Genomic DNA, 25,427 nt, shown 5'->3' with positions numbered 1-25,427 from the left:
GGATAAGCGCTGAAAGCATATAAGCGCGAAACCCACCACAAGATGAGATTTCTTTAAAGGGTCGTGGGAGATGACCACGTTGATAGGCTATAGGTGTAAAGGCAGTAATGTCATAGCCGAGTAGTACTAATAACCCATAGGCTTATTGTACGCCTGTTTTTTTATAATCAGTTTACAACACATTCATGTAATTTTTTCAATATGTTAAGATATCTGTTCCGAATTGTTCGGAACGCTGAAAGTAATACCTTAAAACCGTATTACTCCAGCTATAACTTAAGGTGGTTATAGCGACGGGGCTCACCTCTTACCATTCCGAACAGAGTAGTTAAGCCCGTTAGCGCCGATGGTACTGCATCTCGTGGGAGAGTAGGTCGCCGCCTTTTTTAAGAATCCCGATTCAATACTTGAATCGGGATTTTTTTGTTTTATGGATTCTATACTTCGTATATTTACTTGAAATTAAACCGATGTTTTGTGTCTGAAAATCCTGAATTAAAACTTGCCTGGCAGTTTGTCAACGAAACTGATAGAAATATCTTTTTAACGGGAAAAGCGGGTACAGGAAAAACAACCTTTCTTCATAAATTAAAAAATCAATCGCTTAAACGGACAGTAGTGGTTGCGCCAACCGGTGTAGCAGCTATAAATGCAAAAGGCGTTACCATTCATTCTTTTTTTCAATTACCGTTTGGCCCTATATTACCAGGTTCTGATACGAATTCTTCACAAGGTTTCAATAGAAAATTCAGTAAAACCAAAATTAATATTATTAAGTCTATGGATTTATTAATCATAGATGAAATTAGTATGGTTCGGGCCGATTTACTGGATGGAATTGATAAAACTTTAAGGCGTTTCCGAAATAAGAATAAAATATTTGGCGGCGTTCAGGTTTTAATGATCGGTGATTTGCAACAACTGTCTCCAGTGATCAAAGATCATGAATGGTCTCTATTAAAAGAGTATTATATAAATGGCTTTTTTTTTAGTAGCTATGCTTATCAGCAATGTCAGCCTATTACAATAGAATTAAAGCATATTTATAGACAGGAGAATCCGGAATTCATAACTATTCTTAACGAAATTAGAAATAACCGATTGTCCAAAGAGGGTGAGACTATTTTGAATAAATGCTATAAACCGGATTTTAATCCTAATCCAGACGAAGGTTTTATTCAATTAACCACTCATAATAATAGAGCAGAAGAAACCAACAAAAAGGAATTAGATGCTTTAGATACCAAAGCACAATTATATGTTGCGGACATAAAGGGTAAGTTTCCAGAGCATGCATACCCAAACAAAGCGGAGTTAGTCTTAAAGGTTGGGGCACAAGTCATGTTTACTAAGAATGATAGTTCTCAAGAAAAGCGTTATTTCAATGGTAAAATTGGTAAGATTATCAAATTGAATAAAGATGAAGTGGTTGTACGCTGTCCGGAAGATGAATTTAATATTGTTACTACCCAAGAGGTTTGGGACAATATTAATTATACGGTTAATAAAGAAACGAATGCGATAACCGAGGATAAAATTGGTTCCTTCTGTCAGATGCCATTGCGCTTGGCATGGTCTATTACTATTCATAAAAGCCAGGGTTTGACTTTCGAGAAAGCTATAATAGATGCCCAAGGTGCTTTTGCTCACGGACAAACCTATGTGGCTTTAAGTCGTTGTAAATCTTTGTCAGGTTTAGTTTTAAAAAGTAAAATTACTTCTAATCAAATTATTAGTGATAGTCATGTTATTTCGTTTAACGAATCGGCGAATGAGAATCAACCTGATGAAACTGTATTGGAGTTATCCCAACGACATTTTCAATTGGGTTTAATATCTGAAGTATTTAATTTTTATGATTTTTTAAATCCTATAAACCGCATTTTAGACATTTATTATAAAAATCGTGGTAGTATTGAGGGTAAAATTGAAGCGCCCTTAATAACGGTTAAAAATGCTATTACTAACCTTTTAAAAATAGGAACCAGTTTTAATAGTCAATTAAACAATATTTCAAAAGTAGAAAGCTTACCAGAAAGTAGTCATGTAATTCAAGGACGGTTTAAAAAGGCAATTTTGTACTTTCAAAATGAATTAGACACTGTTATAAATCCTGCTTTTAAGACGTTTAATTTTACAACGGATAACCAAGCCTTGGAAAAAGATCTGATTAAAAATTTGGATAGTATTGAAGAATTATTAGAAACTAAAACCTTATACTTTAAGGAATTGGCAGGTGGTTTTAAAACGCTTTTATTTTTAAATTTGCGAGCTAAAGCTGTCTTTCTAGCCAAAGAAAAGCCTAAAAAACTTAAAAAGACAGTTATAGATGGTACCACCAATGTGGAGCTTTTTGAATTGTTACGCGTTTTGAGAAATGAAATTGCTCAAGAAAACGATTTAATCCATTACCAAATATTCACACAAAAGGCGCTTTATGCGATGTGTGAAACCTTACCGACCTCCAAAAATGAATTATTGGAAATAGATGGCATGGGAAAAGTTCGTGTTGAAAAATATGGGTCTGCGATTCTAGAGGTAATTAAAGAGTTTTGTTATGAAAATGATATTGATTTTGAAGAGCAACCTGACAAATTTAAGGCAGAGAAAAAGAAAGTGAAAAAGGTTGATACCAAGTTACAATCCTACAATTTGTTTAAGTCTGGTAAAACAATTTTAGAAATAGCGGATGAGCGTGGATTGAATGAAAACACTATTTTTGGTCATTTAGTAACCTTTATTCCTTCAGGAAAAATAAAAATTACCGATTTAATGCCTGTTTCACATTATGAGGAATTGCAAAAATTGATACCAAAACAAGAATTTGAAAATTTATCCGACTTAAAACATCAATTGGATGACAAATATAGTTATGGTGAAATACGACTTGTTTTAGAATCATTTAAATAAAAAAATCCCAATGTAAATAAGTACATCGGGATTTTTAATATGTAAATGTTAAAAGAATTAGTCTCTTAAAACACCTCTAGAAATAACTATTTTTTGAATTTCTGAAGTGCCTTCATAAATCTGTGTGATTTTTGCGTCTCGCATTAAACGTTCTACATGGTATTCTTTAACAAAACCATTTCCGCCATGAACTTGTACAGCTTCAACCGTAGTATCCATCGCTACTTTACTTGCGTATAATTTTGCCATGGCGCTAGACATATCATAATTATGACCTTGATCCTTATCCCAAGCTGCCTTCATAACTAACATTCTAGCTGCTTCAATTTCAGTGGCCATATCAGCAATTTTAAAGGCAATTGCCTGATGATTGCAAATTTCAGTACCAAACGCTTTACGCTCTTTACTATATTTTTTAGCCAATTCATAAGCGCCAGAAGCAATCCCTAATGCTTGAGCAGCAATGCCAATTCTCCCTCCTGATAATGTTTTCATGGCGAATTTAAAACCAAATCCATCTTCCCCAATTCTATTTTCTTTTGGTACTTTAACATCATTAAATTGTAATGTATGTGTATCACTACCACGAATTCCTAATTTATCTTCTTTAGGACCAACATCAAAACCAGGCATGCCTTTCTCAACAATAAAGGCATTAATTCCATGATGACCCTTTTCTTTATCTGTTTGAGCGATAACTAAATATACATCAGCACGACCTCCACTAGTAATCCAGTTTTTAGTACCGTTTAAAACATAATGGTCACCCATATCGATGGCTGTTGTTTTTTGGGATGTTGCATCGCTGCCAGCTTCTGGTTCGCTTAAACAAAATGCTCCAACAAACTCACCAGTAGCTAGTTTTGTTAAGTACTTTTCTTTTTGCTCTTCGGTACCATAAGATTCCAATCCATAACAAACTAATGAATTATTTACAGATACAATAACAGAAGCAGAAGCATCAATTTTAGATAACTCTTCCATAATGAGTACATACGAAATAGCATCCATACCACTTCCACCATATTTTGGATCTACCATAATACCCATAAAACCAAGATCCCCCATTTTTTTTACTAAATCTTGTGGGAATTCTTGTTTGTTGTCTCGTTCTATAACGCCTGGCAATAATTCTGTTTGAGCAAAATCGCGCGCTGCGTCGCGAATCATCATATGTTCTTCGGTAAGAGTAAAATCCATAATAATTTGAAATTGTTGAATTGATAAAAAATGATTGCAAAGATAAGGTATTAAGTGCATTTTTTCAATTATGATTAGTATTTTTACTGGATATGATAAAATCTTCTTATTATGTGTTAGGTGTCATGTCAGGAACCTCATTGGATGGTATTGATTTAGCATACGTTAATATCACATTACATGAGAAATGGCAATATGAATTTTTACACTGCGAAACAATTCCGTATCCTGAATTATGGTTTAAGAAACTGAAAAATCTATTGGGATTATCAAAAGCTGAACTAAAGGAAACAGATAGGTCTTATACACAGTACCTAGGAACCATAATCAATACTTTTATATCTAAACATCAAATTACGAATTTAGATTTTATTAGCTCACACGGCCATACCGCTTTACATGAACCTAAAAAAGGTGTTACCGTCCAAATAGGAAATAATCAAAAGTTAGCCGACTTAACAAAACAAATTGTTGTTTGTGATTTTAGAGTGCAAGATGTTAAACTGGGAGGTCAAGGTGCTCCTTTAGTTCCAATGGGTGACAAATTATTATTTTCAAAGTACACATATTGTTTAAATCTGGGTGGATTTGCGAATGTATCTACTCAAAAAAATGGAAAACGTATTGCTTACGATATTTGTCCAGCTAATATTGTTTTAAACCATTATGTAGCAAATTTGGGTTTGGATTTTGACGATTGTGGAAACATTGCTTCTTCTGGTGAAGTGAATAGTTTACTTCTAACTGAGTTAAATAATTTAGAGTTTTATAAAAAAACCAATCCAAAGTCTTTAGGTTTAGAATGGGTAAAAGAACATATTATTCCGTGTATTGATTCCTATCAATTAACAATTCCAGATGTTTTAAGAACTTTTGCTGTACATGTAGCTGAACAAATAGGTGTTCAAATTCCAAATGGAAAAACATTAATAACGGGAGGTGGCGCCTACAATTTATTTTTGATAAAAGAAATAAAAAAACAAACCCTTTCTAAAATTACCATTCCCGATTCTGAATTAGTAGATTTTAAAGAAGCTTTAGTATTCAGTCTGTTAGGAGTTTTGAGAGTTCGAAAGGAGACGAATATTCTATCTAGTGTTACTGGTGCAAAGAAGAATCATTGTTCAGGAATTATGTTTCACCCTTAAAATTATCGTAAAATTAATATTTAGCACTTTTTAGTTTTTTATATTTGTTGTGACACAATAAGTATCTGACCATCAAAAATAAATCCGTTACATGAAAGAATTACTTCAAAAGTATGAAAATAAAGAACCCGAAATTATATTCAATTGGAAAGATCCAGAAACCGAAGCTGAAGGCTGGACTGTTATAAACTCGTTACGAGGAGGCGCTGCAGGTGGCGGCACTCGAATGCGAAAAGGTTTGGATATGAACGAGGTACTTTCATTGGCTAAAACCATGGAAGTAAAGTTTACCGTATCGGGTCCAGCAATTGGAGGTGCAAAATCAGGAATTAATTTCGACCCTAAAGACCCTCGAAAAAAGGGTGTTTTAGAACGTTGGTATAAAGCTGTATCACCATTATTGAAAAGTTATTATGGAACGGGAGGAGATTTAAACGTTGATGAAATTCATGAAGTAATTCCTATTACAGAAGAGAGTGGTGTTTGGCATCCGCAAGAAGGTGTTTTTGAAGGCCATTTTAAACCAACTCAAGCTGATAAAATTAACCGAATTGGCCAGTTGCGACAGGGTGTGATAAAAGTAATTGAAAATCCAAACTACTCGCCAAGCGTTGCACGAAAATATACCGTTGCTGATATGATTACTGGTTTTGGTGTTGCAGAAGCTGTAAAGCATTATTATGATATTTTTGGAGGAACCGTAAAAGGCAAGCGTGTAGTTGTTCAAGGTTTTGGAAATGTTGGAGCAGCAGCCGCTTTTTATATTTCTAAAATGGGAGCAAAAGTGGTTGGTATTATTGATATTGCTGGTGGTTTAATTAATGCAGAAGGCTTTACTTCAGAAGAAATAACGAACTTATTTTTAAATAAATCTGGAAACACGCTCGGTGAAGAGAATTTAATACCATTTCATGAAATGAATGAGAAGGTTTGGGAACTTGAAACTGAAATATTTTTACCATGTGCCGCCTCTCGTTTAATTACCCAACAACAGATAGACACTATGATTGATAGTGGTTTAGAAGTTATTTCTTGTGGAGCTAACGTACCATTTGCTGATAAGGAAATTTTCTTCGGTTCTATTATGGAACATACCGATGAACGCGTAAGTTTAATACCAGATTTTATATCCAATTGTGGTATGGCTCGCGTGTTTGCCTATTTCATGGAACGCCGAGTTCAAATGACGGATGAAGCTATTTTTCAAGATACATCTGAAATAATAAAAAAAGCATTACAAAATGTTTATAACGAGAATAATTCAAAAAAAGAAATAAGTAAAACCGCCTTTGAAATAGCATTAGGCCAATTAGTATAATTAATAAAATTTATGGAATCAATTATAATTATTGTATTTGTTTTAGGTTATTTAGCTATTACACTAGAACACAATTTAAAAATAGACAAACTCATTCCAGCTCTAGTCATGATGGCGGTTTGTTGGGCATTAATAGCTTTAAGTATTGATACATTTCCGCAATGGTTCGATTCTGCAAAACATACATTATTAGATAATTTTGGTTTATTAGGTCATGAAGAAAAAATGCACCTAATGGAGGAAACACTCTTGCATCATTTAGGGAAAACAGCCGAGATTTTGGTGTTTTTATTGGGTGCTATGACCATTGTAGAAATTATAGATTATTTTGATGGTTTTGCAACTATTAAAAGCTTTGTTAAAACAAAGAGTAAAGGGCGTATTTTATGGATATTTGCTTTTTTAGCTTTTATCTTATCCGCTATTATTGATAATTTAACGGCTACTATCGTTTTAATTTCCATACTTCAAAAACTAATTCATGATCGTGATGTTCGGATTTGGTATGCAGGTTTAATTATTATTGCTGCTAATGCAGGTGGTGCGTGGTCTCCAATAGGTGATGTAACGACTACCATGCTGTGGATTGGTAAAAAGGTAACAACGGGTCATTTATTTGTGTACTTATTTATCCCATCTTTATTGTGTATGCTAGTTCCAACATTTATAGCCTCTTTTTTACCAGCTTTTAAAGGTAAAATAGATAACCCAGATTCTGGGGAAGAGAAACCAAAAAGCAAGTATAGTGCTATAATGTTATATTTAGGATTAGCAGGTATTGTATCTGTTCCAGTTTTTAAAACGGTAACGCACTTACCACCATATGTAGGTATGATGTTAGCTTTAGGTATTGTAGCAGTTTTTGCAGAAATTTATAGTAATAGAAAGTTTGCCATGTCTTTTGATGCAGACGAAGATGCCGATCATCAGGGACACCACAGTCCAGTACACAAGTCCTTATCAAAAATTGAGTTACCAAGTATTCTGTTTTTTCTAGGAATTTTAATGGCAGTAGCTGCTTTAGAATCTTTAGGAATATTATTCGGTTTTGCTTCATCTTTACAAGATAATATGCCCATGTTAGGAACTGAATTACATCATGCAGGCGTGTCAGATTTAGTGGTTTTATTAATGGGTGTAGGGTCTGCAGTTATTGATAATGTGCCATTAGTGGCTGCTAGTTTAGGCATGTTTTCAGAACCAATTGATAATGAGCTTTGGCATTTTATTGCCTATGCAGCAGGTACCGGTGGAAGCATGTTAATTATAGGTTCTGCAGCAGGAGTAGTGGCAATGGGAATGGAAAAAATTGATTTTTTCTGGTATTTAAAAAAAATAGCTTGGCTGGCCTTAATTGGCTTTTTAGTAGGAGCAGTTGCTTTTATGTTTACCAGAACCATATTTTAATATAATTTTGTTCAACTTATAACGTTAATAGTTTAATAGTCACAAATCATATGATAAACACACTTATACAAAGTTCCCAAGAAGGAGCAGAAATGCTTCCTGAAGGCGAACCAGTTGAAAAAACATTATCCATAATTGAATTAATTAGTAGTGGAGGAGCAGCTGGTCAAATTATTATTGCTATACTTTTCTTACTATTAGTTGTTGCTTGTTATATTTATTTTGAGCGTTTATTCGCTATAAAAGCAGCATCTAAAATTGATAGTAATTTTATGAATCAGATAAAAGATCATGTCAGTAATGGTAAAATTGAAGCGGCTCAAATTTTATGCGCTCAAGTTAATTCGCCAGTTTCAAGATTAATAAACAAAGGCATTACGCGAATAGGAAAGCCTCTAGAAGATATTAATACAGCCATCGAAAATGCAGGTCGATTAGAAATTTATGGACTCGAAAAAAATGTGAGCATTTTAGCAACCATTTCCGGAGCAGCTCCAATGATTGGTTTTCTAGGAACCGTAGTTGGTATGATTTTAGCCATTTTTGAATTGGCAAATGCTGGAGGTACAATACAGATGGACGTTCTTGCAAGTGGTTTGTACACAGCTATGACCACTACAGTTGCTGGTTTAATAGTTGGTATTGTTGCTTATATAACCTATAATCATTTAGTAGTGAAAACCAATAAGGTGGTCTATCAAATGGAAGCAAATTCTTTAGAATTTTTAGATCATTTAAACGAACCTATTTAATATGAACATACGCGGAAGAAATAAAGTAACACCCGAATTTAATATGTCGTCTATGACGGATATTGTATTCTTGCTGCTTATATTTTTCATGATAGCCTCTACGTTAGTAACTACTAGTGCCATTGATATTTTACTACCGAATGCGAACGGAAAAACCGAAAATAAGAAATCGGTTGCCGTTAGTATTACTAAAGATCTTCGATATTATGTAGATCAAAAATTAGTAGGAGAAAGTATGTTAGAAGGGGAACTACTATCCGCTTTATCAAGCCAAGAAAAACCAACTGTTGTTTTACGTGCTGAAAAATCAGTTCCAGTAGATAATGTGGTTAAGGTTATGGATATTGCTAATAGAAATAAAATTAAAGTTATACTTGCTGTAAAACCGAATTAAACAGCCACGCTATTCATGAAATATTTAGAGACCAAACATGAACGTAATTCTGCTAAAATTACAACCTTAATTGTTGTAATTTTGGTACTACTTCTGTTTGTGGTTGGGCCTCCATATATGGATCCTCCTGAAGAATATGGTGTTGCTGTTAACTTTGGAAATTCTACTGTGGGTAGTGGAAATATCCAGCCTAAAGAGCCTGTTAAATCCGAACAAAAAAACATAGAACGTCCGCCAGAGGAAGCGGTGACAAAACCGCAAGAAACAAAACCTGAAGCGGCTTCATCTAAACAAACAAAAGCCGAAGATGTTATAACTCAAAATAACGAAGAAGCGTTAGCTATAGAGAAAAAAAAGCAAGCAGACGCCCAGGCAAAAAAAATTGCTGATGCAAAAGCTAAAGCACAAGCTGAAGCAGATGCCAAGGCAAAAGCGGAAGCTCAACAAAAAGCTAAAGAACAAGCGGAGAAAGAAGCTAAAAAGAAAAAATTAGACGCCCTCATTGGCGGTGTCAGTAAATCGGATGGTACGGCATCTGGTAGTGAAGGTAATGATGACAAACCAGGCGATAAAGGCCAATTGGATGGCGACCCATATGCCGCCAGTTATTTTGGCGACCCAGGTTCTGGAAGTGGAGGGGTTGGTTACGGTTTAAATGGACGTGGTAAAGCAACCTACCAAAAGTTAAAACAGGATTGTAATGAGTCTGGAATGGTTATCGTTAAAATCATAGTTAATCGAGCTGGTAATGTTATAGAAGCCATTCCAGGTGTTAAAGGCACAACTAACACGGCCGAATGTTTATTAGAACCAGCAAAAAAGATTGCCTTATCTCACAAGTGGCGATCCGATAACAATGCGCCAGCAAAGCAAGTTGGATTTGTTAAAGTAAATTTCAATTTAGGTCAATAATTTATGACATATCAAGATACTTTAAACTGGATGTTTTCAAAACTTCCTATGTATCAACGACAGGGTAAAATAGCGTTTAAAGCCAATTTGAACAATTCTATTAACTTCGCAAATCATTTAAATAACCCTCAAAATAGAATACAAACCGTTCATGTTGGTGGTACCAACGGTAAAGGTTCTACAAGTAATATGTTGGCATCTATTCTTCAAGAAGCAGGTTATACAGTTGGTTTGTTTACATCGCCCCATTTAAAGGATTTTCGTGAGCGAATTCGTATTAATGGTACAATGATTTCTGAAGATTATGTTATTGGTTTTATTAAGGCGAATAAGAACTATTTAGAAAGCGCTGGGTTATCTTTCTTTGAGATGACATCTGGAATGGCTTTCGATTATTTTTCTAACCAGGAGGTTGATATTGCCATAATTGAAGTCGGATTAGGTGGCCGATTAGATTCTACTAATATAATTACACCTGTATTGTCTATTATTACTAACATAGGATTAGATCACACACAGTTTTTAGGTGATTCACTTGATAAGATTGCTATTGAAAAAGCAGGTATCATTAAAAATCGCATTCCCGTTGTAATCGGAAAAACCCAAGTAGAAACAAAACCCATTTTTAATGATATAGCAAGTAAAAACGGAGCATCTATTTTTTTTGCAGATCAAAACTTACCAACCGACTATGAATCCGATTTGAAAGGAGACTATCAAAAAGAAAATATTCAAACAGTCCTTCAGTCTGTATCGGTTTTAAAAACCTTAAATTATAATATTGGTGAAGATCATATAATAAATGGATTGAAGCACGTCATGTTGAATACCAGTTTTCAAGGTCGTTGGCAAATATTACAAGAACAGCCTTTTATAGTTTGCGATACAGCTCATAATTCTGATGGTTTAACAATAGTGATGAAACAGTTACTTAATGTACCTCATACTACGTTGCATGTTGTTTTTGGGGTTGTTAATGATAAGGATTTACTTTCTATTATGCCGCTTTTACCAAAAAAAGCCACATATTACTTTTGTAGACCTAATGTTCCAAGAGGTTTAGATGAAAATAGTTTAAAAGATACTTTTCTTGAACAAGGTTTTACAGGATCTGCCTATCATAGTGTAAATGATGCACTTATGGTGGCAAAAAAAGCGGCTCAAGAGAACGATGTAATCTATATTGGTGGTAGTACGTTTGTAGTTGCAGAAATAATTTAATTTTTTTTGAAAAAAAGTTTTGCAGTATGAAAAACTACTTTATATTTGCAATCCAATTACGAAGGGCGATTAGCTCAGTTGGTTCAGAGCACCTCGTTTACACCGAGGGGGTCGGGGGTTCGAATCCCTCATCGCCCACAGAAAAAAGTCCGTTTTTACGGACTTTTTTTAGTTTAAGGGGTCATTAACTCAGTTGGTTCAGAGTGTCACGTCGACAACGTGGAAGTCACTGGTTCGAATCCAGTATGACCCACATCAAGGGGAAATCTGTATGGAAATGCAGATTTTTTTATTTCACAAAACCCGCAAAGCTCGTTTTAAAGGGTTTTGAAATGCAAAAAGTTAGAATGCGTGAGCATACAGATTTACATTTGCAGACGTGGTTTTATTTGGGTCAATGGATTTAATCCAAGTGTCGTATGGTTGGACCTAACAGTTTTACAAAACCTGTTAAGTTTATATACATTATAAATTGGTTTAGGATTTTGTTTTAAATGAGTTCAATACTAATCTAGTAAACCCAAAACGCGTTCTAAAGCCATCCCTCGAGAGCCTTTAATGATTACTAGAGCATTATTAAGTGTATTAAGGTTAATAGTTTCTTCAAACGCTTGAAATGATTTAAAAAAAGTGGCTTTAGTGTCCTTACTTGTAGTTTTATAGAAATTTTCACCAAGAAAATAAACTTTATGAATATCAAGCGAGTTGGTTAAATTAACGATGGCTTGATGTTCTTCTTTAGCTTCTGACCCAAGTTCAAACATATCACCCAAAATGGCAATTTTATTTTGATGTTTTTGTTTTGAAAAATGTTCTAAAGCAACTTTCATACTTGAGGGGTTGGCATTGTATGCATCTAGAATGATATTGGTGGTTCCTTTATGGATAATTTGTGAGCGATTATTGGAAGGTGTATAACTTTCTATAGCGTTTTTGATATCAGAATCTGAAACCTTAAAATAATCTCCCATACTAATAGCTGCGGCAATATTACTGAAGTTATAAGCTCCTATTAGCTTACTAGTAATGGTAAGGTTATGGAACAATAGACTTACAAAAGGATTGGCATCTAAAAACTGAATGTTTAAATGATTAGTTTTATCTGAAAAACCAAAAGTAATTGTATTGGCGTTTTTTGTTTTTTCTACCTGTATAGGATCTTCAGTATTCACAAAAATGTGTTTGCCAAGGGATATCAAATAATCATATAATTCGCTTTTTCCTTTAATGACACCCTCAACACCTCCAAAACCTTCTAAATGTGCTTTACCAAAATTCGTGATATACCCAAAATCTGGTTTAGCAATTTTGCATAAAAATTCAATTTCTTTTTGATGATTTGCACCCATTTCAACAACACCTATTTCAGTTTTTTCTGTCATAGATAAAAGGGTTAAGGGAACACCTATATGGTTATTCAAATTACCCAAAGTAGCCGTTGTTTTATATTTTTTTGAAAGAATAGTATTTATGAGTTCTTTAGTCGTTGTTTTACCATTACTACCTGTTAGTGAAATAATAGGGATGTTTAAATATTCTCGATGAAAGGTTGCTAGCTTTTGTAAAGTTAATAACACATTATCTACAAGAATTGTTTGATGACTTTCTTGATATGTTTGGTTGTCAATAATGACATATTTGGCGCCTTTTTCAAGGGCTTTTTTGGCAAAGGTATTGCCATCAAAATTATCACCTTTAAGCGCAAAAAACAGGCAGTCTTTGGTTATTTTTCGGGTATCTGTGCAAACGCCTTGGCATTCCAAATAACGTTTATGAAGTTCATGTAATTCCATAAAATAAAAGTATAAAAAAAGTCCTGACAACTGTCAGGACTTTTATATTTTTTTAAACTAAATTAATTAGTTTTTCTTTTTGTTTTTGTTTTCAGATTTTGAACCTACACGAGACATTGCACATCTAAATCCAATATAATCAGTTGCCATATTTTGTGGGAAATAACGACGTTGAGCAGGGTCTAACCAGTACTCTCTGTCTTTCCAAGAACCTCCTTTATAAACACGAACTTCATCGTTAATTAAAGATGTACGCTTGTCTGAACGGTCGTACTCACGAATTAAAGCACCTGTTGAATCTGTTTCAACATTGTGTTTTGGGGAGTTGTACATTTGTCTTGTGTGCGTATCAGTAGAGGAAGAAGTTTGGCTAAAGTCTCCATCACGATAATCACGAGAAGAACGTCTGTCACCATCTCTATAATTTCTGTTATCGCTGGTGTCAAAGTTTGTTCTTAAGTATGTTTCATCTTCGTCAACTGGTACTTGGTGGATTTCGCCTGGTAAATTTCTAGCAATAACATCACCGTTTGGTAATGTGTCAAACTTAATTTCATCGCTAGTAACAATTCTTACAGTACCATCTTCATTTAGCTCATTTTTAGTATACACGTTTCCACGATAATAATTAAAATCACTAAATTCATCATCAACAATAGGTCTGTATACATCGGCAACCCATTCAGCCACATTACCAGCCATATCATATAATCCAAAATCGTTTGGTTCGTATGATTTTACAGCGTTGGTTATATCGGCACCATCATCAGACCATCCTGCAATTCCGCCATAGTCACCTTTACCTTGTTTAAAGTTAGCTAATTGATCACCTCTTACTTTACGTTTTCCAGAACGTGTATATTGACCATCCCAAGGATATTTTTTACGGCCTCTGTAAACGTTATAGCTACGAATAGACGTTAAACCTAAAGCCGCATATTCCCATTCAGTTTCTGTTGGAAGTCTGTATTTTGGAGAAATAATTCCTGTTTCACGAGTAGCATACACATTAATGGTATCTCCAGCAGCTGTAGTTTGAACTCTGCGTCTCGTGTTGTTAGGATCAGTGATGCTATCATTACCACCATAAACTTGAGTAGGAGCATTGATATAAGTATCTGTATTAAAGGTTGCATCTGAAGAAACAGAATTTAATTTTGCGTCTCTTGCTATGTAACCAGCTTCTTCTAAATTCGCTTCATTTACACGGTCAGAACGCCAGTTTGCAAATTCCACAGCTTGAATCCAGCTAACACCAACAACTGGATATTCTGCATAACCAGGATGACGTAAATAGTTTTCAGTCATTACTTCATTATAACCTAAACGATTTCTCCATACTAATGTGTCTGGAAGAACACCATCATAAATTGCTCTAAAGTTTTCTTCAGTTGGTGGATAAATACGCTTAATCCAATCTAAATATTCTAAATACATTAAATTGGTAACTTCTGTTTCATCCATATAAAAGGATTGAACGTGTTGTTGATTTGGCGTATTATTCCAATCGTGCATTACATCATCTTGAACTTTACCCATTGTAAATGTTCCACCTTCCACAAACACGAGTCCTGGACCAGCTTCTTGGCCTTTAAAACTTGTGTTATATTGGAATCCTCCATCTCTGGAATTGATATCCCAACCGGTAGCTCGAGAACTGTTAGAGCCTGATCGTTTACAACCAACAGCTGTAACAGCTATAGCTAAAACTAACAATAATTTTATTGTTAATACATTTTTCATATCCATACGTTTAAGTAAGCTAATATTAATTTTGGTGACGCAATATAAGAATTCTACCTAATATTACAAGTAATTATTTAATTTTTACTTAAAAAATTATGCATTTCATCCTATTTATTAAGCATTTTAACGATGCTTTTTGTGCGTTTGTCCGTTGTTTTGTTACAGTATAACGAGTGATTTTATTTTTTATTATTGTAATTTAGATTCATTTTCTTAAAATTGTTTAATTTTTAATAATAAGCGACACTAAATTGCGTTATTTGTGTAATGAAAAAGAAATTACTACTATTTGTTTGGTTCGTTTCTGTTGTGGCATTTTCTCAACAAAAACGTTTCGATATTACTTGGAATGGCACTAAATCCATTGCTACCGAGAGTTTTGCTATAGAAGTTCCTGCCTTTAATTCAGAATATTTTAGTTACAGCCTAACAGATGGTTTAGAATTTATTGCACAATGGGATATTCCGCAATTTATTAATGAGAATTCCGTTCAGATTTCTAATGTTAATTATGCGAACATTTCAATTACGGACTTGAAGGATGTTGATTTAAAAACAGTTCCAAATAGTTTAAAATTCCAACTTAAAAATAGTGTTAGCCGTACTAAAAATCATGCTTTTTTAACTGTTTCTGCAATTGTAAAAGATAAAGGCGTTTATAAAAAAGTCACGTCCTTTACTGTAAATTATAATTCTCAAAACAGCTTTAGGGCCTCAAACCGGTCTAATATTGTAAATTCTGTTTTAAGTTCAGGAGCATGGTATCGTTTTGAAGTGGATAGATCGGGAGTATTTAAAATATCCAGACAGTTTTTAGAACAGTTAGGTGTTAATATAGATGCCGTAGATCCTAGAACCATTAAGCTTTACGGTAATGGTGGTCGAATGATTCCCTATGCAAACTCAGACCCTTATCCTACTGACGTCATGCAAAATGCTATTCGTGTTATTGGTGAGTCTGATGGTTATTTTCATGACGGAGATTATATATTGTTTTATGCCGAAGGGCCAAATGGCTATGATGTTAAGCGAAATACGAATGTAAATGCTTATAATTCGGCTACCCATTATTACATCAATATAAGTCCAGGAAACGGAAAACGGATTCAGCCTATGATTCAACCTTCTGGTTCAGTTGATATGGTCATTAATACATTTCAAGATTATAAATATCATGAGTTAGATGAATATAATTTAGCAAGTGTTGGCAGACGCTGGTTTGGAAATAGATTTGATATCGAAACGACTCAAACATTCGATTTTTCATTCCCTAATATAGTATCAACAATTCCTGTGAAATTAAAAACCTATGTGGCTTCAACATCTGAAATTCCTACAACTATGGATTTACAAGTGAATGGTACTTCGGTTTCAAACCTTGTAATTCCTGCGGTTACTGAAACAACTTTGGTTAGTGAATCTATATTTAATGGTGATGTTGTGGTTGCAAATTCAAATGTTGCGGTTACACTTGATTATAATAATGGTGGTAATCCATCAGCATTAGGTTATATAGATTATATATCACTTGAGGCCACTCGCGAATTAAAATTTGCTGGCAGTCAATTTGTTTTTTACAATAGAGCAGTAACAGGCGCTTCAGGGGTAGGGCAGTATACCCTTTCTAATGCCAGTCAGGTTAATGAAGTTTGGGATATAACAGATATTTATAACATAAAGAATTTTAGCAATACGGGTTCAAACGCTACTATTTCATTTACAGCGCCTCTAGGGTCATTAAAGAAGTATGCGGTTGTTGCAGCACCTAGTTTTTTTGAGCCCATTATGGTTTCTAATCCTTATTTAGGCAATCAAAACCTAAAAGGAACGATTTTTAATAATGCACAAGGTGTTTTTCAAGATATAGACTATATTATAATTGCACGTGGTGATATGTTGGGACAAGCCGAACGTCTCGCGCAAATTAACAGAAATCAATATGGGTTAAATGTTAAGGTAGTTAGCTTAAACAGTATTTATACAGAATTTGGCCCTGGAACTCAAGATATTGGTGCTATCCGTAATTTTGTGAAATATGTTTATGATAATGCGAGTTCTCCAGAAAACCGTTTAAAATACCTTTGTTTATTTGGCGATGGTTCTTTTGATTATAAAGATAGAATTCCGAATAATACGAATGTCATACCATCTTGGCATGCTTACGATAGTTTTAATTTAACCAGTTCCTTTGTATCGGATGACTTCTATGGCATGATGGATCCTAATGAAGGTGAAATGCAAACGTCAGATAAATTAGATATAGCAACAGGTCGAATTTTAGCCGATTCACCACAACGTGCTAAAGAGATGGTTGATAAAATAGCATCTTATTATGTGGAGGCTTCTTATGGTAATTGGCGTAATAATGTTGTAGTTATTTCTGATGATGTCGATGAGTCTTGGGAAAAAGATATCCAATTAACAACCAATTCCATTGGTGATAATATAACTGCAGAAAAAGGCTTTATAAATGTTACTAAAATTCATTCAGATGCTTATGTGCAAGAGTCTTCGGCAGGAGGAGATACGTATCCAGCCGTTAAAACAGCCATGATAAATGCCATTGAAAATGGCGTGCTTGTAGTTAATTATTTCGGACATGGTGGTGAAGATGGTTTGACAAAAGAACGGGTTTTTGAAAAACCTGATGCTCAAAACTTAAATAATGTTTGTAAATTGAATTGTTTTGTTACAGTTACTTGCGAATATACCCGATTTGATAATCCATTTCGTCCTACTGCAGGAGAATTTACATACTGGAATAAGGATGGTGGAGCCATTGGACTGATTACAACCACGCGTCAAATTTTTGTAAGTGTAGGTATATCTTTTAATATTGCGTTAACAGAATATTTATTTTCCTATAATCCTGATGATGATTATGCTGATGATGAATACCCAAGCATGGCAGAAGCTTTACGATTAACCAAAAATAGTTCCTCCATTGCGGGAATTGGACAAAGGCGTTTGGTGTTTTTTATAGGTGATCCAGCCATGAAATTAACATTCCCTAAACCAGATATTCGTTTAACAGCTGTTAATGATATTCCTGTTTCTCAACCAGCTCCAACGCTAAAAGCTTTAAGTCGTGCAAAAATTTCAGGTGAAGTAACGGATTCAAATGGGATGGTTCTTTCAAACTATAATGGTGTCCTTTCTGTTAATATTTATGATAAAAAAACCGAACGTACAACCTTGGCAAATGATCGTGTTCGGGAAGGTGGACAACTGATTAAAATGGATTTTGAAACCTTGGGAGCAACTATTTTTAGAGGTCAAGCTTCCATAACCAATGGCCAATTTGAATTTGAGTTTATTGTTCCTAGAGATATTGGCATACCAGAAGGAAATGGTCGTATTAGTTTTTATGCAAAAAAAGCGAATGCACTCGATGATCAATCGGGAGCGAATAGCAACTCTATTATTATTGGAGGGTTAAATTTAGATGCTCCAGAAGATGTTGTTGGGCCTGTTATTCAATTGTATATGAACGATGAAAACTTCGTGTCTGGAGGTATTACCAATGGGTCTCCAAGCTTATTGGTTAAACTAGAAGATGAAAATGGCATAAATACAGCTAGTGGAATTGGTCATGATATTGTAGCTATTTTAGATGGTGATGAAACCAATCCGTATGTGTTAAATGATTATTACCAAACAGAAATTGATGATTTTCAACGAGGAACTGCTAATTATCCCTTGCGAGATATAGAACCAGGACTGCATACCCTTACTTTGAAAGCTTGGGATGTGTATAATAATTCATCCACTTCAGAAATTCAATTTGTGGTGCATGACGAAAATCAAAGCCTAGTCATCGAAAATGTTTTAAATTACCCAAACCCTTTTGTTAATTACACAGAGTTTTGGTTTAATCACAATAGTTCGGACCCTTTAGACGTTTCAGTACAAATATTCACCGTTTCAGGAAAATTAGTTAAAACAATCAATGGACAAACTAATTCTTCAGAATGTTGCGGAAAAGGAACCTCTGCTTTATCTCGCGATATTGTTTGGGATGGTCGTGACGATTTTGGAGATAAAATTGGTAAAGGCGTTTATATTTATAAGCTAACCGTTAGATCGCCATTATTAAATAAATCTGTTGAAAAAATTGAGAAACTTGTAATACTTTAATAATACATTATATTTGCTAAATAAAATCAATACATGAAAAATCAAATTTTAATACTATTTACACTTGTTTTTACGCATCAAATTATTGCACAAACAGTTGTTTTACCTAATACAAATGATTCACGTGTTATCACCACAGGCTTACCTTTTGTGTTAATTGCTTCGGATGCTCGAGCAGCTGCTATGGGAGATATGGGAGTGGCAACCAGTGTTGATGTTTTCTCTCAACAATGGAACTCATCTAAATATGCGTTTTCAGAAACAAAACAGGGTATTGGTGTGAGTTATACACCTTACTTAAGTAGTTTAGTTAAAGATATCTTTTTAGGTAATTTAACCTACTTCAACAGAATAAATGAGCGTAGTGCTTTTGCTGCTAGTTTTAGATATTTTTCATTGGGTGAAATTGAATTGGTTCAAGATGAGTTTTCTCAAGCCCTTATTGAAAAACCAAACGAAATGACTATTGATGCATCTTACTCCTTAAAATTAAGTGAGCAGTTTGCCATGTCTGTAGCCATGCGTTATTTACGTTCCGATTTGAAAATTGGCGCTATTGATGCAGACGCTATACCTGCAAGTACGTTTGGTGTGGATATTTCTGGTTATTACCAAAGTGAAGAACAAGCTTATGCATCCTTTAATGGGCGTACACGATTAGGCTTTGCCATTCAAAATATAGGGCCTAAATTTAAATATGATGAAGGTGGACAAGAAAACTTTCAGCCTACTACGTTGCGTTTAGGTGGTGGTTTCGATTTTATTTTAGACGAGTATAACAAAGTATCTGTAACAGCAGAGGTTACCAAATTATTAGTGCCAACGCCTCCAATTTATGGAACAGAGTTTAATTATACTGATAATGATGGTAATGGTGAGTACAACCCAGAAACAGACGATTTAGGTTCGGTAGTTACACCAAATGTCATTATTGATGGTAAAGATCCTGACGTTGGCTTTTTTCAAGGTATGTTTCAATCCTTTGGCGATGCGCCAGGCGGTTTTAGTGAAGAAATGAAAGAGTGGACATGGGCTTTAGGTGCCGAATATATGTACCAAGATTCTTTTGGATTCCGAGCTGGTTATTTTCATGAAAGTGAAGAAAAAGGAGCGAGACAATTTTTTGCTATAGGTGCTGGCTTTAAATATAATGTCATTGGCATCGATTTATCATACTTATTCTCAGCGTCACAGGTAAAAAGTCCTTTAGAAAATACGTTGCGTTTCTCATTAACGTTTAATTTAGGACCTGGAACATATAGAGAGTATTAATCCAGACATATTATTAAAACTAAAAACTATTGCAATTTGCAATAGTTTTTTTGTCTAACACCAATTTAGTTTCTTAATAAATAGATTATGAAAGAAGTAAAAATAGAATCCATTTTACAAGTTTATGATAATTATGATGAACTACCAGAGGAAGTAGCTGTTTTAATGACAAAGGCTACAGAAGCTAGAAGCAAAGCATATGCTCCTTATTCTAACTTTAGTGTTGGTGCCGCATTGCTACTAGACAATGGTGAGATTATTACAGGAAATAATCAAGAAAATGCTTCTTATCCGTCTGGCTTATGTGCTGAACGTACAGCAATCTATTACGCTGGTTCGCAATTTCCAGATGTCAAGGTTGTCAGAATGGCCATCATTGCTGGATCTAATGTTAAACATACCATGTCGCCAATTCCACCCTGTGGTGCTTGTCGTCAAGCAATAGCAGAATACGAAGTCAAGCAAAACGCACCTATTGAAATCTATTTTATGGGTGAAACAGGCAAAGTTGTTAAATCGGAATCACTGGCAAATTTACTGCCTTTAATTTTTGATAAGACTTTTTTATAACGATTCATGAATCATAAAAATTGGATTAAATAAATTTTTACGATTTTCGGTTTTTTCGTTAATAAGTAAAGTGTTACTTTTGTTTATTCGTTTATTAAATTAACGTAACTAATGCAAAAGATAACCAAAGAAGTATACCTAAAGTGGTATGAGGATATGTATTTCTGGAGAAAGTTTGAAGACAAACTAGCTGCTGTGTACATTCAACAAAAAGTAAGAGGATTTCTTCACTTATATAATGGTCAGGAAGCCATTTTAGCAGGCGCTTTGCATGCTATGGATTTAACCAAAGATAAAATGATTACAGCTTACAGGAATCACGTGCAACCAATTGGTATGGGTGTGGATCCTAAACGTGTTATGGCTGAATTGTATGGAAAAGCAACAGGAACGTCTCAAGGTTTAGGTGGTTCTATGCATATTTTTTCTAAAGAACACCGTTTTTATGGAGGCCATGGTATTGTTGGAGGTCAAATTCCATTAGGAGCAGGTATTGCTTTTGGTGATAAGTATCATGGAAGTGATGCGGTTACATTATGCTGTTTTGGTGATGGTGCAGCAAGACAAGGTTCGCTTCATGAAACGTTTAATTTAGCCATGTTATGGAAGCTACCGGTTGTTTTCGTTTGTGAAAACAATGGCTATGCTATGGGAACTTCTGTAGAACGTACGGCAAACCATACGGATATTTGGAAACTTGGCCTAGGATATGAAATGCCTTGCGGACCCGTAGATGGCATGAACCCAATTAAAGTTGCAGAAGCTTTTGATGAAGCAATTCAACGCGCTAGACGTGGAGATGGTCCAACATTTTTGGAGCTAAAAACTTATCGTTACAGAGGGCATTCTATGAGTGATGCGCAACATTACAGAACCAAAGATGAGGTAGCTGAATACCAGAAAATTGATCCGATTACACAAGTAAAAGATATTATTCTTGCTGAAGGCTATGCCACTGAAGCAGATATCAAGAAAATTGATAAACGTGTGAAGGACTTGGTTAGTGAATGTGAGAAGTTTGCAGAAGAGTCACCATATCCTGAAAAAAATGTGATGTACGATGCAGTTTACGAACAAGAAGATTATCCATTTATACAACATAAACTATAAACAATGGCTGAAATTATAAACATGCCACGTTTAAGCGATACCATGGAAGAGGGTACTGTTGCTACGTGGTTGAAGCAAGTTGGAGATAAGATTGAAGAAGGTGATATCCTTGCTGAAATTGAAACAGACAAAGCCACAATGGAGTTCGAATCGTTTCACGAAGGCACCTTATTACATATTGGTGTTCAAGAAGGTGAAACAACCAAAGTAGATGAGCTTTTAGCTATTATCGGCGAGGAAGGTGAAGATATTTCAGATTTGTTAAAAGGAGATTCTAAAGCCAAAAAAGAAGCGGATACATCTGAATCTGCGGATACAGACGAGGACGATTCTGAAAATGATTCAGAAGATAAATCTAACGATGAGTCTGAAGATAATAACGTTGAAGATTCTACTAAAGACGATAGTAGTGAGGAAACTGAATTGCCAGAAGGTGTAACCGTTGTTACCATGCCACGATTAAGTGATACCATGGAAGAAGGAACCGTAGCTACCTGGTTGAAAAAAATAGGTGATACGGTAGAAGAAGGTGATATTTTGGCCGAAATAGAAACCGATAAAGCTACCATGGAATTTGAATCCTTTCAATCGGGAACCTTATTGCACGTTGGGCTTGATGAAGGAGAGTCCGCAAAAGTAGATGCGCTGTTGGCTATTATTGGACCAGAAGGTACTGATGTTTCCAATATTGCCAAAAACTTTAAAGCAGAAGGGACTTCCAAAAAGTTGGACAACCAGTCAGAAAAGCCAAAATCTGAAGAGAAAAAGGCACCAACATCAGATTCGAAAAAAGAAACAACTGCAGCTTCGGAAACCGTTGAGAAAACATCAAAGGAATCAACAGAAACTTCAGGACGTATATTTATTTCGCCATTAGCAAAAAAAATGGCTGAAGAACGTGGTATTGATATCTCACAAATATCAGGTTCTGCAGAAAATGGACGTATTGTAAAACGGGATATTGAAAACTACAAACCTAAAGCAAGCACGTCTTCTTCAGTTGGTAAATTTGTGCCTACAGGCGAAGAGGATTTTGACGAGGTGAAGCATTCGCAAATGCGTAAAGTTATTGCTAAACGTTTAGCGGAATCTAAATTTACAGCGCCTCATTACTATTTAAACGTGGAGTTCGATATGGAAAATGCTATTGCGTTCCGTACACAATATAACTCATTACCAGAGACTAAAATTTCTTTTAATGATATTATTGTCAAAGCGTGTGCATTGGCCTTAAAGAAACATCCGCAAGTAAACTCGCAATGGTTTGATGATAAAATGAAATTAAATAATCATGTTCATATAGGTGTAGCTGTTGCGGTTCCAGACGGATTGGTAGTGCCTGTGGTTCGCTTTGCTAATGAACAATCTTTACCGCAAATTGGAGCCGCTGTAAAAGAGTTTGCTGTGAAAGCAAAAAACAAAAAGCTGACACCTCAAGAAATGGAAGGTAGTACCTTTACCATTTCAAATTTAGGCATGTTTGGAATTGAAAGTTTTACATCTATTATCAATCAACCAAATTCAGCTATTTTATCGGTTGGAGCAATTGTTGAGAAACCTGTTGTCAAAAATGGCCAAATAGTTGTAGGAAACACCATGAAATTAACAATGGCTTGCGACCATAGGACAGTTGATGGTGCAACGGGATCAGAATTTCTATTGACTTTAAAAGGATATATTGAGAATCCAATTACCATGTTAGTGTAATTGAAAATTAAAAAGACCTTTATATATTTACAAAATCCTGCTTATAACCTAGCAGGATTTTTTTATATTTAAACCATAATCATATCACCCTTATTTTTAAGGTAAAAACCCGTTTTATTTATATGAAAAATCTCATCTTATTATTTGTTGTCATCAGTATATTTAGTTGTAAAGCAAAACAAGAAAATCAGCAAACTGTAACTGTTGAAAATGTTGTAATTACATCCAATGAGGTAAAAGAAACCGTTTCTTTTTTGGCTTCTGATGCCCAAATGGGTAGAGGAACAGGTAGTAACGGAATTAAAGTTTCTGCAAATTATATTGAAAAACAACTAAAAGAATTTGGGGTTAGACCTTATTATGAAACATATCGTGACGATTTTAAAGTCGGCGAATTGGACGCCTATAACGTGGTTGGTTTTCTAGAAGGTACAGATGCAACACTAAAAAAAGAAATCATTATTATTGGTGCCCATTATGACCATATTGGAACCAAGGCAAAAATGGTTGAAACTGATTCAATTGCAAACGGAGCAAATGATAATGCGGCAGGAACCTCTGCGGTTTTAGCCATGGCTCGTTATTTTGGCGCTAAAAAAACAAATAAACGTAGTTTTATGTTTGTGTTATTTTCTGCAGAAGAAATGGGGTTATTAGGGTCTAAACATTTAGCTAAAAGACTTAAAGATGAAAATGCCAATTTATACACGGTTGTGAATATGGAAATGATTGGAGTTCCTTTTAAAGATCGTGAATATGTAGCCTTTTTAACAGGTTATGGAAAATCTAACATGGCAGAAAAAATTAATGATTACATAGGTTCCAATTTTTTAGGAGAGTCAGAAGTGGCTAAACAGTACAATTTGTTTAAAGCATCTGACAATTATCCGTTTTATGAAATGTTTAAAATGCCAGCACATACCATTTCATCTTGCGATTTGTCTAATTATGATTTTTACCATCATGTAGATGACGAAATTGATAAGTTAGATTATGATCATATGGCTCGCTTAATTAACCAACTCATTCCTGGTATTGAAAAAATGAGTAATACAGTAACCAAAGAAATTCAAATGACTAATGAGTAAACACGTTATAATTACCGGTACAAGCAGAGGTATCGGTTTTGAATTGGTTAAATTGTTTTCAGAACAAGGTTACAAAGTTTTGGCGCTTTCTAGAAATGAGAAACCCATTTCAGATTTAAAACTGACTCACGTTACGGCATTGCCATTTGACCTATCTAGAAAAACGGATTTTCATAAGATTGAGACGTTCATAAAAAATGAATGGAAACACGTCGATATTCTTATAAATAACGCAGGAGCAATTCTTAATAAGCCATTTTCAGAAACAACAATGGATGATTTTGAATTTGTTTATAAAACCAACGTCTTTGGTGTAGCGGAAATGACACGAATTGTTTTACCTTTTATGAGAAACCCTAGTCATGTTGTAACTATCAGTTCTATGGGTGGCGTTCAGGGTAGTATGAAATTCCCAGGATTGGCAGCATATAGTTCAAGCAAAGCAGCTGTTATTACACTTACCGAATTGTGGGCTGAAGAATATAAAGAAACTAAAATAGCTTTTAATGTTTTAGCATTAGGTGCTGTTCAAACCGAAATGCTTGCAGAAGCTTTTCCAGGGTTTGAAGTGCCAATGACACCAAAATCGATGGCTGAATATATTTATAATTTTGCCGTAACAGGGTGCAAACACTTTAATGGAAAACTATTGCAAGTGTCTAATTCTACGCCATAAAATTCATGATATCAGAATATTGAGCGTTTTGTTTAACGTTTAGTTAAGAACTTTTCTTACTTAAAA

At 34.7% G+C, this 25,427-nt stretch carries 18 protein-coding genes, 2 tRNA genes and 2 rRNA genes; 19 read left to right on the top strand and 3 right to left on the bottom strand.

Going from position 1 to position 25,427, the window contains the following annotated elements; translation table 11 throughout:
- From BM239_RS12495 to BM239_RS12485, 3 genes are all read left to right on the top strand, one after another.
- A 23S ribosomal RNA gene (locus tag BM239_RS12495) occupies positions 1 to 150 on the top strand; the annotation flags it as partial.
- Between the two features lie 127 nt (positions 151 to 277).
- A 5S ribosomal RNA gene (gene rrf, locus BM239_RS12490) occupies positions 278 to 386 on the top strand.
- Positions 387 to 477: 91 nt separating this feature from the next.
- A complete protein-coding gene (locus tag BM239_RS12485) occupies positions 478 to 2,910 on the top strand; it encodes a helix-turn-helix domain-containing protein (RefSeq protein ID WP_092209142.1) in 2,433 nt (810 codons plus the stop codon).
- Positions 2,911 to 2,967: 57 nt separating this feature from the next.
- Here BM239_RS12485 and BM239_RS12480 read toward each other — a convergent pair whose 3' ends face one another.
- A complete protein-coding gene (locus BM239_RS12480; protein ID WP_092209120.1) occupies positions 2,968 to 4,110 on the bottom strand; it encodes an acyl-CoA dehydrogenase in 1,143 nt (380 codons plus the stop codon).
- A 92-nt stretch (positions 4,111 to 4,202) separates the two neighbouring features.
- Here BM239_RS12480 and BM239_RS12475 point away from each other — a divergent pair, with 92 nt between their 5' ends.
- The 9 genes from BM239_RS12475 (at position 4,203) to BM239_RS12435 (ending at position 11,515) form a co-directional block, all read left to right on the top strand.
- Positions 4,203 to 5,258, top strand: a complete 1,056-nt coding sequence (locus BM239_RS12475; RefSeq protein WP_092209118.1) for an anhydro-N-acetylmuramic acid kinase — start codon at positions 4,203 to 4,205, stop codon at positions 5,256 to 5,258.
- Positions 5,259 to 5,349: 91 nt separating this feature from the next.
- The gene (locus BM239_RS12470; protein ID WP_092209116.1) at positions 5,350 to 6,576 is read left to right on the top strand and encodes a Glu/Leu/Phe/Val dehydrogenase dimerization domain-containing protein; all 1,227 of its coding nucleotides are present in this window, start codon (positions 5,350 to 5,352) and stop codon (positions 6,574 to 6,576) included.
- Positions 6,577 to 6,588: 12 nt separating this feature from the next.
- Complete coding sequence (gene nhaD / locus BM239_RS12465; RefSeq protein ID WP_092209114.1) at positions 6,589 to 7,983, top strand: sodium:proton antiporter NhaD; 1,395 nt, start codon at positions 6,589 to 6,591, stop codon at positions 7,981 to 7,983.
- A 50-nt stretch (positions 7,984 to 8,033) separates the two neighbouring features.
- Positions 8,034 to 8,735 (top strand): MotA/TolQ/ExbB proton channel family protein, encoded by a 702-nt coding sequence (locus tag BM239_RS12460; protein WP_092209112.1) that lies wholly within the window; start codon positions 8,034 to 8,036, stop codon positions 8,733 to 8,735.
- Position 8,736: 1 nt separating this feature from the next.
- Positions 8,737 to 9,129, top strand: a complete 393-nt coding sequence (locus tag BM239_RS12455) for an ExbD/TolR family protein (protein WP_092209110.1) — start codon at positions 8,737 to 8,739, stop codon at positions 9,127 to 9,129.
- 15 nt (positions 9,130 to 9,144) lie between these two features.
- Entirely contained in the window at positions 9,145 to 10,041 is an 897-nt protein-coding gene (locus BM239_RS12450) for an energy transducer TonB (RefSeq protein ID WP_092209108.1), read from the top strand.
- A gap of 3 nt (positions 10,042 to 10,044) precedes the next feature.
- Positions 10,045 to 11,262 carry a bifunctional folylpolyglutamate synthase/dihydrofolate synthase gene (locus tag BM239_RS12445; protein WP_092209106.1) on the top strand — a complete coding sequence of 406 codons (1,218 nt, stop codon included), beginning with the start codon at positions 10,045 to 10,047 and terminating at the stop codon, positions 11,260 to 11,262.
- A 63-nt stretch (positions 11,263 to 11,325) separates the two neighbouring features.
- Positions 11,326 to 11,400: transfer RNA gene (locus BM239_RS12440), tRNA-Val, on the top strand.
- A gap of 40 nt (positions 11,401 to 11,440) precedes the next feature.
- Positions 11,441 to 11,515 (top strand) — tRNA-Val (locus BM239_RS12435).
- A gap of 253 nt (positions 11,516 to 11,768) precedes the next feature.
- On the opposite strand, the gene BM239_RS12430 is transcribed toward BM239_RS12435, so the two are convergent.
- Both BM239_RS12430 and gldJ read right to left on the bottom strand, forming a co-directional pair.
- Positions 11,769 to 13,055, bottom strand: a complete 1,287-nt coding sequence (locus BM239_RS12430; protein ID WP_092209103.1) for a UDP-N-acetylmuramoyl-tripeptide--D-alanyl-D-alanine ligase — start codon at positions 13,053 to 13,055, stop codon at positions 11,769 to 11,771.
- 66 nt (positions 13,056 to 13,121) lie between these two features.
- Entirely contained in the window at positions 13,122 to 14,804 is a 1,683-nt protein-coding gene (gldJ, locus tag BM239_RS12425) for a gliding motility lipoprotein GldJ (protein ID WP_177209040.1), read from the bottom strand.
- Positions 14,805 to 15,068: 264 nt separating this feature from the next.
- Between gldJ and porU the strand changes: the two genes are divergently transcribed.
- From porU to BM239_RS12390, 7 genes are all read left to right on the top strand, one after another.
- Positions 15,069 to 18,938, top strand: a complete 3,870-nt coding sequence (porU, locus tag BM239_RS12420; protein ID WP_092209101.1) for a type IX secretion system sortase PorU — start codon at positions 15,069 to 15,071, stop codon at positions 18,936 to 18,938.
- A 33-nt stretch (positions 18,939 to 18,971) separates the two neighbouring features.
- Entirely contained in the window at positions 18,972 to 20,210 is a 1,239-nt protein-coding gene (gene porV / locus BM239_RS12415; protein WP_092209098.1) for a type IX secretion system outer membrane channel protein PorV, read from the top strand.
- A gap of 87 nt (positions 20,211 to 20,297) precedes the next feature.
- On the top strand, positions 20,298 to 20,780 hold the full coding sequence (gene cdd / locus BM239_RS12410) for a cytidine deaminase (protein ID WP_092209096.1): 483 nt from the start codon (positions 20,298 to 20,300) through the stop codon (positions 20,778 to 20,780).
- A 111-nt stretch (positions 20,781 to 20,891) separates the two neighbouring features.
- Positions 20,892 to 21,890, top strand: a complete 999-nt coding sequence (pdhA, locus tag BM239_RS12405; RefSeq protein ID WP_092209094.1) for a pyruvate dehydrogenase (acetyl-transferring) E1 component subunit alpha — start codon at positions 20,892 to 20,894, stop codon at positions 21,888 to 21,890.
- Positions 21,891 to 21,893: 3 nt separating this feature from the next.
- Positions 21,894 to 23,597: a pyruvate dehydrogenase complex dihydrolipoamide acetyltransferase gene (locus tag BM239_RS12400; RefSeq protein ID WP_092209092.1), complete on the top strand. Its 1,704-nt coding sequence runs from the start codon at positions 21,894 to 21,896 to the stop codon at positions 23,595 to 23,597.
- 122 nt (positions 23,598 to 23,719) lie between these two features.
- Positions 23,720 to 24,685, top strand: coding sequence for a M28 family peptidase (locus BM239_RS12395; RefSeq protein ID WP_092209090.1), 966 nt, complete (start codon positions 23,720 to 23,722; stop codon positions 24,683 to 24,685).
- Positions 24,678 to 25,361, top strand: a complete 684-nt coding sequence (locus BM239_RS12390; RefSeq protein ID WP_092209088.1) for an SDR family NAD(P)-dependent oxidoreductase — start codon at positions 24,678 to 24,680, stop codon at positions 25,359 to 25,361. Before BM239_RS12395 ends, BM239_RS12390 begins: the two co-directional genes overlap by 8 nt.
- Positions 25,362 to 25,427: the final 66 nt, after the last annotated feature.

Source organism: Algorimicrobium echini (assembly GCF_900115185.1).
Taxonomy (GTDB): Bacteria; Bacteroidota; Bacteroidia; order Flavobacteriales; family Flavobacteriaceae; genus Algorimicrobium; species Algorimicrobium echini.
This window is presented reverse-complemented; position numbering and strand designations above follow the sequence as displayed.